The organism is Aliidiomarina shirensis (assembly GCF_003987345.1).
Taxonomy (GTDB): Bacteria; Pseudomonadota; Gammaproteobacteria; order Enterobacterales; family Alteromonadaceae; genus Aliidiomarina; species Aliidiomarina shirensis.
On sequence record NZ_PIPP01000003.1, the window covers coordinates 340,049 to 351,924 of the forward strand.

At 47.0% G+C, this 11,876-nt stretch carries 13 protein-coding genes; 3 read left to right on the forward strand and 10 right to left on the reverse strand.

The window, feature by feature from the left end; genetic code table 11:
• Positions 1 to 64 precede the first annotated feature (64 nt).
• Positions 65 to 1,042: a class I SAM-dependent methyltransferase gene (locus tag CWE13_RS08930; protein WP_126807885.1), complete on the reverse strand. Its 978-nt coding sequence runs from the start codon at positions 1,040 to 1,042 to the stop codon at positions 65 to 67.
• Positions 1,043 to 1,345: 303 nt separating this feature from the next.
• On the opposite strand from CWE13_RS08930, the gene CWE13_RS08935 reads away from it, so the two are divergent.
• Positions 1,346 to 2,590, forward strand: a complete 1,245-nt coding sequence (locus CWE13_RS08935) for a malic enzyme-like NAD(P)-binding protein (RefSeq protein ID WP_126807887.1) — start codon at positions 1,346 to 1,348, stop codon at positions 2,588 to 2,590.
• A 121-nt stretch (positions 2,591 to 2,711) separates the two neighbouring features.
• Entirely contained in the window at positions 2,712 to 3,173 is a 462-nt protein-coding gene (locus CWE13_RS08940; protein ID WP_126807889.1) for a hypothetical protein, read from the forward strand.
• A gap of 59 nt (positions 3,174 to 3,232) precedes the next feature.
• On the opposite strand, the gene CWE13_RS08945 is transcribed toward CWE13_RS08940, so the two are convergent.
• Positions 3,233 to 4,420 carry a BaiN/RdsA family NAD(P)/FAD-dependent oxidoreductase gene (locus CWE13_RS08945; RefSeq protein ID WP_126807996.1) on the reverse strand — a complete coding sequence of 396 codons (1,188 nt, stop codon included), beginning with the start codon at positions 4,418 to 4,420 and terminating at the stop codon, positions 3,233 to 3,235.
• Positions 4,421 to 4,572: 152 nt separating this feature from the next.
• Positions 4,573 to 5,973, reverse strand: coding sequence for a YfcC family protein (locus CWE13_RS08950; protein WP_126807891.1), 1,401 nt, complete (start codon positions 5,971 to 5,973; stop codon positions 4,573 to 4,575).
• Between the two features lie 140 nt (positions 5,974 to 6,113).
• Here CWE13_RS08950 and CWE13_RS08955 point away from each other — a divergent pair, with 140 nt between their 5' ends.
• Positions 6,114 to 6,671, forward strand: coding sequence for a YceB family lipoprotein (locus CWE13_RS08955; protein WP_126807893.1), 558 nt, complete (start codon positions 6,114 to 6,116; stop codon positions 6,669 to 6,671).
• Positions 6,672 to 6,694: 23 nt separating this feature from the next.
• Here CWE13_RS08955 and CWE13_RS08960 read toward each other — a convergent pair whose 3' ends face one another.
• The 7 genes from CWE13_RS08960 to CWE13_RS08990 form a co-directional block, all read right to left on the reverse strand.
• Positions 6,695 to 7,486, reverse strand: coding sequence for a class I SAM-dependent methyltransferase (locus CWE13_RS08960; protein WP_198677930.1), 792 nt, complete (start codon positions 7,484 to 7,486; stop codon positions 6,695 to 6,697).
• Complete coding sequence (locus tag CWE13_RS08965; protein ID WP_126807894.1) at positions 7,483 to 7,923, reverse strand: GNAT family N-acetyltransferase; 441 nt, start codon at positions 7,921 to 7,923, stop codon at positions 7,483 to 7,485. The genes CWE13_RS08960 and CWE13_RS08965 overlap by 4 nt, the downstream gene beginning before the upstream one ends.
• Complete coding sequence (locus CWE13_RS08970; protein ID WP_126807896.1) at positions 7,923 to 8,759, reverse strand: Dam family site-specific DNA-(adenine-N6)-methyltransferase; 837 nt, start codon at positions 8,757 to 8,759, stop codon at positions 7,923 to 7,925. The genes CWE13_RS08965 and CWE13_RS08970 overlap by 1 nt, the downstream gene beginning before the upstream one ends.
• Before the next feature lie 62 nt (positions 8,760 to 8,821).
• A complete protein-coding gene (gene aroB, locus CWE13_RS08975; protein WP_126807898.1) occupies positions 8,822 to 9,934 on the reverse strand; it encodes a 3-dehydroquinate synthase in 1,113 nt (370 codons plus the stop codon).
• Position 9,935: 1 nt separating this feature from the next.
• Positions 9,936 to 10,454 (reverse strand): shikimate kinase AroK, encoded by a 519-nt coding sequence (aroK, locus tag CWE13_RS08980; RefSeq protein WP_007421203.1) that lies wholly within the window; start codon positions 10,452 to 10,454, stop codon positions 9,936 to 9,938.
• 106 nt (positions 10,455 to 10,560) lie between these two features.
• On the reverse strand, positions 10,561 to 11,355 hold the full coding sequence (locus CWE13_RS08985; RefSeq protein WP_126807900.1) for a hypothetical protein: 795 nt from the start codon (positions 11,353 to 11,355) through the stop codon (positions 10,561 to 10,563).
• Positions 11,345 to 11,875 (reverse strand): hypothetical protein, encoded by a 531-nt coding sequence (locus CWE13_RS08990; RefSeq protein ID WP_126807902.1) that lies wholly within the window; start codon positions 11,873 to 11,875, stop codon positions 11,345 to 11,347. Before CWE13_RS08990 ends, CWE13_RS08985 begins: the two co-directional genes overlap by 11 nt.
• Between the last annotated feature and the right edge of the window lies 1 nt (position 11,876).

The following is an 11,876-nucleotide window of genomic DNA, read 5'->3' on the forward strand; positions in this document are numbered from 1 at the left end:
ACGCCCTGATTCAGGGGCTGAATCAGGGCGTTTCGTAGCATTTTAGCGCTTCAACTAAACATACTTATTTGCTGGCGATAAACTGCCATGCAAATAATTGTTCACCGGCATTGAATTCCGTTACTTCAGCGCTGGCTTTGGCTTTTTCTGCCGCTTTTAGCCATTTTTTAGTATTGGCAGCTGTTAACGCCGCTTCACCATGATCGATCAAGCGTAAACGATGATCTTGTAGCATATTAAACGCAATCATCAGGTACTCAGCAGCTTGCACCGCTTTTTCCGTGGTGGTTGCGAAATTAATGAGTTCCAATACACGGCCAAAAATTTCATTCAACCAAACATGCTCTTCTGGCTTATTAAACTTCTCTTTTAGCGTTTGCATAATCCACTCAGTGGTGCGGCGCGACGCTAAACAAGCTTGATTTTTCTGCCATTCCTCGAAGCTCATTTTTTCCATTTGCATTGCTGCTAAGCGCAGCATCAAATCGGCTTGTAAGAACAATGGCGTAGTATTCAGAATATGCTGAAAAATCTCAGCGCCTTGCCCGGCTTCTTTTACCAGTTGCGATTTCTTGTGCTGCGCTAAGGCAACTATTTTACCGCCCGGTTTTAATACTCGCAGTGCTTCTACTAATGCCGCTTCGCTCTCACCATATTCGAAACCAAATTGGCTTACCACGCAATCAACCGAGTTATCCGCAAACGGTAGCTTCTGCATATCGGTTTCACTGTGAAACGTGATCGATTCGAGTTGCTTGCTGATTTCTGGCTTTTCCGATAGCGATTTCACCGGGTTAATCGTGGCTATATCAACACCGTGAACTTGCCATTTCTTGCCATTTTTCTTAGCCCATTCGCTAATCATTAGTGCGGCTGCACCATTCCCGGAACCCACATCAACAATAACGGCTTCTTTGCCAAGAAACGCGAGGTTTTGGCTCCAAAAATTACTAACATCATTCGCGTAAGTTTGGGCCACTTCACCTTCAGAAAAGCTGCTTACCGTACGCGAAAGAAGCCAATGATTACTCCAATGATTCATAATATTATCTCTTTACCGCTGGTTGTTTTATGCCGTGCTGAAATACCAACACCCTAAAATAAGTACCTTACTCTTAATGGCAATTACGATACTCGAAATGAACAAAACACTGAAGTGGTTTCGTGCTCAATAGGCGATTAATCAAGGCAAAACGCGCGCAATCAACAAAGGTAAGATTTGTTTAATGCGGGAAACCCATTACACTTCTCCATAGCAATGTTAGGCTGTCGTTATTATTCACCGAAACAACTAAAATAACGCAGCCTAATTTCATTCTGATGCAGAAAATGGATTACATAACACATGAGCGATTTTCGTCAGCAAGCACTTGATTACCACGCGCTACCAACACCGGGCAAAATTAGTATAGAGCTTACTAAACCTGCTGAAACCGTGCGCGACCTCGCATTGGCGTATAGTCCGGGTGTCGCCGAACCAGTACGCGCTATTGCTGAAAATCCAGATGATGTTTATCGCTATACCGCTAAGGGCAATTTAGTAGCGGTCATCAGCAACGGTACCGCCATTCTAGGGTTAGGTAATTTAGGCCCGGCGGCGTCGAAACCTGTAATGGAAGGTAAAGCGTTATTGTTTAAACGATTCGCTGGCCTTGATTCCATTGATATTGAGGTTACGCATCGTACCACGCAAGATTTTATTAACACCGTAGCCAGCATTGCCGGTACGTTCGGTGGTATTAACTTAGAAGATATTAAAGCCCCCGAGTGCTTTGAAATTGAGCAAGCGTTAATCGAACGCTGCGATATTCCTGTATTTCATGATGATCAACATGGCACCGCCATTGTTACCTCGGCTGGCTTGTTAAACGCACTTGAGATTCAAGGCAAAGATATTTCTACGGTACAAATCGTGTGCATGGGTGCTGGCGCTGCGGCGATTGCCTGCATGGAATTACTAATAAAGTGTGGCGCACAACGCGAACACATTTACATGCTTGATTCAAAAGGCGTGATTCATACTCGCCGCACCGATTTAAACGAATACAAACAATTATTTGCCAACAATACCGATAAGCGCAGCTTACAAGATGTCATTACTGGCGCGGATGTATTTGTAGGTGTATCGGGCCCCGATTTATTTAGCGCCGAAGATCTCTCACTAATGGCCCCGAATCCTGTGGTGTTTGCCTGCTCCAACCCAGACCCAGAAATTCATCCTGATATCGCTAACGCCACCCGTGATGATTTAATTATGGCTACGGGCCGCTCGGATTATCCTAACCAAGTGAACAACGTGCTGTGCTTCCCGTTTATATTCCGCGGTGCACTTGATGTGCGTGCCAGTGCTATTAACGATGAAATGAAGTTAGCCGCGGTAACCGCTATTCGCGAATTAGCGCAAGAGCCGGTTCCTGAATCCGTGTTAAAAGCCTCTGGTGTTGATAGCCTTTCGTTTGGCCGCCAATATATTATTCCGAAGCCTATGGATCCTCGCTTGTGTCAGCGAGTAGCTCGCGCAGTAGCCGAGGCTGCTGTGGCTAGTGGTGTTGCACGCATTGATTTGCCGAAAAATTACATGGCGGAATAGCGACAAACCTTCGGGCGATGCTATCTTTAAATCACGATCGGCATTATAACTAGCCGTCGATAACACCATATTTTTTACGCCGATGTTTTTGGGTAAGTATTGTTTAGGTATGGATTGAGGTATGAAAATGAAAAGTTCAGTGCTGCAAACATTAGTGATCGTGAGCTCGTTATTCATACTGGCTGCATGCCAGAGTGCGCCAGGTGAGGGCGATGATGGCGAAAATGCGCGTGTTGAATTAAGTTACAACCCAACGATTTTACGCCCATTCCCCGACGACCCAGGCATGACTATTCGCCATTCCGGGCCTATCGATGTGGAATGGTATGATGAAGAATTGGAAAAAGCACACCGTGCATTTGTAGCTGGTGGCGAGCGTTCAGAAGATAAACCCGCCATTTTACTGGAAGCGGAACGGCACCTGCGCCGGGCACTTAGCCAGCCTATTCGTTTTGGCGTAAGCGGCAACCGCTTATGGATAGAACCTCGCGGCGCTGAAGTAAACTACCGTGATGTAGTGCAAGCTTTTGCCGCCACCGGCCTATTCCGAACCGTGCAAGTGAGCCATTTGCGCTACCAGTAACCCTGGCCTTTGCAAAAACAATTCTATGAAATGAAAGCAGCTTCCTTGAAGCTGCTTTTTTATTTAGCCACCGATTCGCCGCACACCCAACCGGAGCTCCATGCCCATTGGAAATTATAGCCGCCTAGCCAGCCGGTAACATCGAGCACTTCGCCGATGAAGAACAGGCCGGGCTGTAGTTTGCTTTCCATGGTTTTCGAACTTACTTCATTTACGTTCACACCACCGATGGTAACTTCGGCGGTGCGATAACCTTCAGTGCCGTTCGGTTTTATTGGCCATGCGGTAAGGTTGTTAGCTACCCGTTCGATTTCGGTATTGCTCAAATCTGCTAAATTCTTAGTGGGCCAATGGCCGTATTTCGCCAGCACTTGCACCATTCGTTTCGGTAGATATTTGCTGAATATACTTATCAAGCCGCTGCGCGGTTGCTCTGCTTTCGCCTCCTGAAGAAGCGCGAGCGCATTTTCGTTCGGTAATAAGTTTACAGCCACGGTTTCACCGGGTTGCCAAAACGATGATATTTGCAGCATCGCCGGGCCACTTAAACCACGGTGCGTGAATAACATCGCTTCACGAAAAGAAGCTCGGTCATTACTTGCTACTACATCGCTGGCTACACCGGAAAGTTCAGCAAAGGCTTCTTTATCGGTATCGTGCAGGGTAAACGGAACGAGCCCGGCACGCACTGGCACAATGCTATGGCCAAACTGCTCACCCAGCTTATAACCGAAGGGCGTGGCTCCAAGTTTTGGCATGGATAAACCGCCACAAGCCACCACTAAATTCTTACAAGAAAATTCGCCTTGCGAGGTTTTTACGAAGTACGCGCCATTCTCATGCTGCACCGAAAACACTTCAGTGCGCAGTTGTACTTTCGCGCCAGCCGAGCTGCACTCTTGCATTAGCATCCGCACAATATCTTTCGCCGAATCATCACAGAACAGTTGGCCTAGGGTTTTCTCATGCCATGGTATGTTGTGTTTATCCACCATGGCTACGAAATCCCATTGGGTATAACGGCTCAGGGCTGATTTACAAAAATGGGGATTTTGCGAAAGGAAGTTTTCTGGGCTGGTATACATATTCGTGAAATTACAACGGCCACCACCCGAGATAAGAATTTTCTTACCTGCTTGTTTCGCATGATCAAGCACCACCACAGATAAGCCACGCTTCGCCGCCGTAGCCCCACACATTAATCCCGCCGCACCGGCACCAATAACAAGCGTGTTTACATTTACAATATCGTTCACTGGCATGCTTTGGGGTGTCCGCTAATAGGTAAAAAAACAAATACGAAAATAACGCTCAAAGCTTTCACCTTGAGCGTTATTGTATGCCTCACTGCTCATGCAGTATTGGCGTGCTAACTGATTGGCTTAGCCGATTCCGAAACTTAGGATATCGGTATATCTGCGCCATAGCCGAATACTACGGCGAGTATCAAAACTATGGTAGCGAACAGCATTAACTTACCAAGTAGTGGCATACAAAAGCGGAACCAACGATCGTAAGGCACGCCAGCAATACCGATGATACCCATCAATACGGCGTTGGTAGGTACAATCATGTTCGAGAAGCCATCACCAAACTGATAGGCCAATACCGCAACCTGCCGTGGAACGCCCACTAAATCACTCAGTGGCGCCATGAGTGGCATGGTTACAAACGCTTGCCCTGATCCTGAAGGTACAAATAGGTTCAAAATAGTTTGAATCACTAACATACCTACCGCAGAAGCCGCTGCAGGCACGTGCGATAAAGGCATAGCAAGGCCATTAACAATGCTGTGCAGAATTTGCCCATCTTCAAGAATAAGGGCAATACCTCGAGCTACACCTATCAGCACGGCTGTGGTGGTTAAATCTTTCACACCTTCGATAAAGCTATCAGCCGCCTCATCGAATTTTAAACGGCCCAATACGGTAATGAGCAAACCCCAACCCACAAAGCACGCACCCAGTTCGTATAAGTACCAACCGTATTGTGAAATGCCATAGCTGGCGATAGCGATGGTACCTATAAAAGTACCCAGAATCATTCGGTGGCGATTATTTAACTCTGGGTACGCAATAGTTTCCTTTCCTTCCAGTGGACAGGGCAGATCTGCAACCATTGATTGGCTTGGATCGGCAATCACTTTTTTCGCGTAGGTCCAAACATGATGGAAGGCAATCAAAATGAAGGGGACAATTATAACTAAGCGAAGCCACAAGCCTGAGTGCAATGGCACTTCCGCAATGCCTTGTGCAATTAACACCGTGAATGGATTAAATGCCGAAGCACCATAACCTACGCCGTAACCCGCTACTGTCATCCCTACCGCGGTCATAGCATCAAGGCGCATCGCTTTACATAGGCCTACTAGAATTAATACGAAGGGAATATATTCACCCGCCGTGCCTATAGCGGCTGAAGCTAGCGAGAAAAAGAAAATAACCATGAAGATAAGCTTCTGTGGTTTATCGCTATGCTTTTTCAATAACCGACCGATGAGCGCATCAACGGTGCCCGTGCGCCGCGCAATGGCTAACACACCACCCACGATAAACACGAAAAAGATAATATCTTGAGCCGCTGCGAAAGCGCGTGGCACCGCAGTTAGCAATTGCCAAGGCGTTAGATATTGGCGCTCATCAACTAATGAAAACGTGCCTGGAATAACTACTTCGCGATTCGCATCATTAATGAAAGTTTCGAAAAAGCCCTGCGGTACTACCCAGGTTGCCAACATCGCGATGATCATCATGCCGAACAGCAGCGTCAGGGTATGCGGAACCTTGAATGCTTTAGCCATAAGAAAGACCTATATATTGTTATTGTATGAAAAACTGTGGCTAAGAATACCTGAACCACGTAAAGCAACCAAGATTAACTTTGTTTCAATGTGTTTTACCGTTAACCTAAGTGCACTTAAAGTATTTCAGGAGTAGCCGTATGAAGCGTTGTTTTATGCTGTTGAGCGTATTTCTTCTTTCTTCCTGTGCACAATTCACCGATATGGTGAGTTACCGCATAAACGAAAGCCAATTAGAGCAATTAATTTTACAACAAGCTGAAAAGCAGCAACCTGCCGTGAGCATTATGGGCTTCTCGGTGCCTTTAGAAATCACCTCGTTAACCGCTGAGATCGGCCCAGAACAAACCGATATCGTGCGCTTACAGGCTGGTTTTAATCTGCCGATTGAAGTTTTTGGCCGTAGCTATCCAGTAGCATTAAATCTGGGTGTTGAAGGTGCGCCAATGTACGATGGCAATGAAAAGGCCGTTTATGTCCGCCGATTAAATGTGGTGAATTCATCGATTAATGCTGGCGGTTATTCCGGGAGCTTAACGGGGTTAAATGGCCAAGTTTTAGAAATTCTGGATGAATTTATGAGCCAACAACCGGTGTATCGCCTAGATCCAAACGATCGCACACAGCAGCTTTTAATGCAGGTTCCACTTTCATTAACCGTGGAAGAGGGCGCGTTAAGAATTTCACCGGCTCGCTAACGGCCGATGGATTCGCAACCAATTTAAACGTTAACTTTGGGATAAGGCTGCTTGATATAAACATCAAAGCGATGTTTTTTACTGGCAATCTGGCTGCTTGGCGTTTGCCCTGCTAGAAACGGGGCTTTCGCTGGGCGCTTCACTACAACTCGACAACTCGCCAGCGCTAATGCAGCAGGTAACAGGCCATCGGCATCAAGATCCGCCCCCACTAAATGTTGCAACACCTGCATATCTTTTTTAACAGCGGCTGATTTCTCTCGCTCTGGAAACATAGGATCGAGATAAACAGCATGGGGCTGTAGTTTGCTAAATTCCTCATGCAGACTTTCTTTATCGAGCAAACTACCCGCAGGCAATACATGCACGCGCTGAGAACTCCAGTGGCCATCGCCATGAAATTGCTGCAAGTGCAGCACGGCTTGATGTAAAAGCGCATGAATCGCCGGGTTTCGCTCTAACATCCACACTTCACAACCTGCATGCCCTAACATCAAGCTATCGCGCCCAAGCCCTGCGGTGGCATCTAACACTTTTGGCCGAAAGCCTTTACCCAAGCCGAGGGCTCTAACCACAGCTTCTTGGCGGCCGCCACCTAATTGCTGGCGCCATGCCTGCGCGCCACGCGTGTAATCCAGAATCAATGGTTGATATTCGGGCTTGCTACGCCAGCGTAACTGCAAGCCTTCGCGGGTAAGTTCAAGAATGAAATCGGCCTCGGTATCCGTTGTCGGCAACCCAAATTCAGCAGCTAACGCCGCAGCCGCTGATTGTAACTCTGGCTCTGCCGCCAAAAGCGGAACGGGGAAACTCACGGGCGATATTCCATTAGGCGATGTGGAATACCATCTTCTAAGTATTCCTCGCCAATAATTTTAAAGCCAAGCGAACCATAAAACTCCAGTAGGTAGGTTTGCGCATTCAACTCAATAGGCTGATCTGGCGCGCGCGCAAGAATTTCTATTACCGCTCGTTTCATGAGTTCACGCCCATAGTTCTTTCCTCTGCCACGTTGATTAACAACTACCCGACCAATCTCGGAAGTTTCATTGCCGGGGCAATGTAATCGGGCATACGCAACAAGACCTTGGTTATCGTACCCACATAAGTGCAGCCAATTCGCATCAGTGCCATCGATATCGGGATACACACAGTTTTGCTCAACAATGAAAATATCTTGCCGCAGTTTGAGAATATCGTGTAGTTGAAGTGCGTTGAGCTCATCTAACTGGCTAGCGCTGAATTGCAGCATCACTTCCTCCGAGGAATTAAACCGGGGGCGAAATACGCAAGGAGCTCACCCACTTTTTTTCGATTAGCCCCATTTTGACTGATAAATCGATGTACCTGCAAGGTTGTTAGTTCGGCGTGTTCATAAAAAAGCCGGGCGGTGTCGGTATCGTGGTTACTGATTAACACCGGAATATTGCGTTTCAACGAGGCATGCCGCGCCTTTTGCGCGAGCAATAATTGCTCATCTAAGCCAAAACCATTGCCAGAATAGCTGGTGAAATTGGCGGTAGTGCTCAACGGTAAATAAGGTGGATCGCAATAGATAACATGATTATCACGAGCACGCCGGAAACTATTTTGAAACGGTTCACAGGTGAATGTCGCTTTCTTTGCTCTTTCCGCAAAAAATTCTAGTTCTGCCTGAGGGTAATAGGGGCCGTTATAGCGGCCAAACGGCACGTTAAACGCACCACTAGCATTGTAACGACACAACCCATTATAGCCGTGCCGGTTCAAATACAGGAATACCAACGAGCGGAAATACGGATCGGTGCTGGCATTAAATTCTTTACGCAGAGCATAGTAAGCTTCGGGATTGTTATTCCCGGACACAAAAAATCGGCGGGCATCCTCGATGTAGGTTTTTGGCCGGCGCTTCAGGAATTTATAAAGGTTAATCAGATCGGCATTGATATCATTCAGCAGGTACTTATCGTAATCGGTGTTTAAAAACACGGACCCAGCGCCCACGAACGGCTCTATGAGCTTATCTCCAGGGGGAAGCAAGCGTTTGATAGGCTCGATTAATGTATATTTTCCACCGGCCCACTTTAGGAACGCGCGCTGCTTCTTCATATATTATTATTTTGTTGGTCTGTGAAGTTAGTGTAACTGGAAGTTATGCACAATAACACGCATCAAAGTGCATCAATAAGCCTTGTTAGAGCTTCGCTGCTAATATTACTAAAAATATTTGCACGGCCTGGGCCCGTTGGCAAAATAAACCGCAGCTTGCCTTGCTTTACTTTTTTATCGCGAGCCATAAGATCTAGCCAAGTTTTCTTTGTCATATCTTTAGGCGGCCGAATCGGTAAACCAGCGCTTGCGATTAGCTTTTCGATCCGTTTGGCGTGCGTAGTTTCAATATAGCCCTGCTGAACCGCTAAACGCGCGGCCATCACCATGCCAACCGCTACCGCTTCACCATGTAACCATGTTTTATAGTTGGTAGCGGCTTCAATAGCGTGGCCGAAGGTATGACCAAGATTTAGTAACGCTCGAATACCATTTTCGTGCTCGTCGGCTGCCACGATATCAGCTTTTATCTCGCAACTACGCGTAATCGCATGCGCCAGCGCCTCTGGCTGACGATCGAGTAACCGCACCATGTTGAGTTCTAGCCATGCAAAAAAATTGCTATCGGCCATCACGCCATACTTAATAACTTCGGCAAGACCCGCCTTGAGTTCACGTACCGGTAAACTACGCAGCGTGTTTATATCAATAACCACAGCTGATGGTTGATGAAACGCTCCAATCAGGTTTTTACCACCGGGGTGATTCACTGCAGTTTTTCCGCCCACGGAAGAATCAACCTGCGCCAATAACGTGGTAGGTATCTGAATAAATGGCACGCCTCGCTGCCACGTAGCCGCCACAAACCCCGCCATATCACCCACGACACCGCCACCGAGCGCTATGATTGTACAATCGCGGTTAAGGCGATGTTTTACTAGCAGATCCATAATTTCGCCGTAAATCGCCAATGATTTATACGATTCACCGTCGGGCATAAGGGCGTGATAGATATTATTGCGGGATACACCTTGCGATTGCAGGTTATCGGTTAACGGCTTGAGATAATGTTCAGCAACGGTGGCATTGCTAATAATAACGATTTGCTCACCAGCGTTTGGCAACGCTTGTTTTAAAATTGCGGCTACCGACGTATTCAGTAGCCCACTGCCCACATAAATTGGATAACTGCGTGCACCAAGAGAAACATTTAGGCTCTGCGTTGGTGCATTCATTTTATAACCCCAATTTGGCAATAATTTCGTTGGCAACTACTTTTGCGCTTTGCTCATCGGTGTGGATAACCACATCGGCGATTTCTTCATACAGAGGATCGCGCTCTTCGGCTAAATTTTCAAGCACTTCTCGCGGGTTATCTGCATTGGCTAGCAACGGCCGACGTTTATCGCGTTGCGTACGGGCCACTTGCTTATCAATATTGGTTTTCAGATAAACCACAACGCCACGGGCCGATAGCTTCAGGCGATTTTCTTTGCTAATAATCGAGCCGCCGCCGGTGGCTAAAACAATGCCCGTATTTTCAGTTAGCTCACTGATCATTTTTTCTTCTCGATCACGGAAACCTTCCTCTCCCTCGAGTTCAAATACCCAACTAATATCGGCGCCAGTACGGCGTTCTATTTCGGTATCAGAATCAAAGAACTCTAAATGAAGAGATTTGGCGAGTTGCCGCCCGATGGTGCTTTTGCCAGCCCCCATTGGGCCAATCAGAAAAATATTGCGCTTATCAGCCATAGCTTAAATACATCACTTCTTATAAAAACTGTTTCGAATCAAATGAGTGGTGGTTCACCCCTGTGCCCCAGAAAAAAAGACAGGCGATTATCGCAATTTGCGCCCGCTATGGCAACCAGCGTGGTTGCTGCGCCTCCGCATCACTTACGTGTAATGTTGCTGAGAGGCAATCCATGCCTGTATATGGCGCTAGAAATTCACCATCTACTGAGGGTTCTTGCGGTTTACTATTTTCAGACGCGATAAGCGCTATTTCGCCGTTCGCAACATCTGATAAAACAAGGCCACTACTTGGGTGTACATCACCTTCTTGGAACTGCCATCGCTGGGTACCATCACTAATCACAATTTTTCTATCGAACGTAGCTACCAACTGCAAATGTTCCGGCCACCGCTCTAAACAACTCGGTAAGGCCACCGGTTCTGCCATTTCCGCCATCGGAAATGGGCTCATGCCAATTTCAGGCATGGTTGTAACCCGGTGATCCCCTACGTGCAATGATAAACCTAGTGCAATGCTATCCCCACGCCACTGCCAATCGGCCTTTTGCGGAAACCATTGGCTATCGAACAATTGCTGTAGCCATTCATATAGTGCCGAAAATGTTCCTACAACAACGTATTCTTGCACACCATTCTGCGTATTAAAGCTTTCTAATGTAAGGCTCTCTGTAAAGTTCGGTAATTCTGTGTTGCTAGCTATAGTACCTCGCTCTACCGGCGTACTTAATAATGCTTGTAACGCGTTAAAGCGGGCATGTTCTTGTATCCGCTTCTGAGCTTCTGGGTGAATCCAGCCCATCTGGATCATCGCTAACGCAAGCAATGTTAGCAATGAAATAACAACACGCCGGCTGTTGGGTTTGAATAAAAGCTTATTCACGAGCGCATTACTCTTCATGTTGTTCTTCTCCGTTGCCTTGCGCTCCTTCAGGTTTTAGCGACAGCTCTAGATCTAACGCCCAACTGTAAGGTGGGAATGATGATTCTTCGTGTAAATCAGCATTTTCAATTTGCCAACCGGAAGCTTCTAAGGGCGTTATTTTTTGCACATCGAGCGCTGATTTCAATACCCAATTGAGCTTCGCAACACCATCTTGAAAGTAAATTCGCCGCAACTGGAAATCAGGAGCTTGCTCCGATAAAGCAGAGTATGAGCGACCATCGGGCGCATGAAAGTTTCCGCCTAACTCACGGATTAATTGCAGTTGGCTGAACAAGGGGTGAGGCTTTAACACCGATGGAGGCTGATAACCTTGCTGTAGTTGGTGCTTACTTTCCGGCGGGAGCTCAAGCGGCAACGCGGTATATTGCCAAACCGAAAAAGTAATTAACATCAGCAGCGCAAGCGCAATTTCTAAACAACTTAATCGCACTTGCCGCTGCATACGTTGAGCTACTGGAGAGATAAAATCAACCACA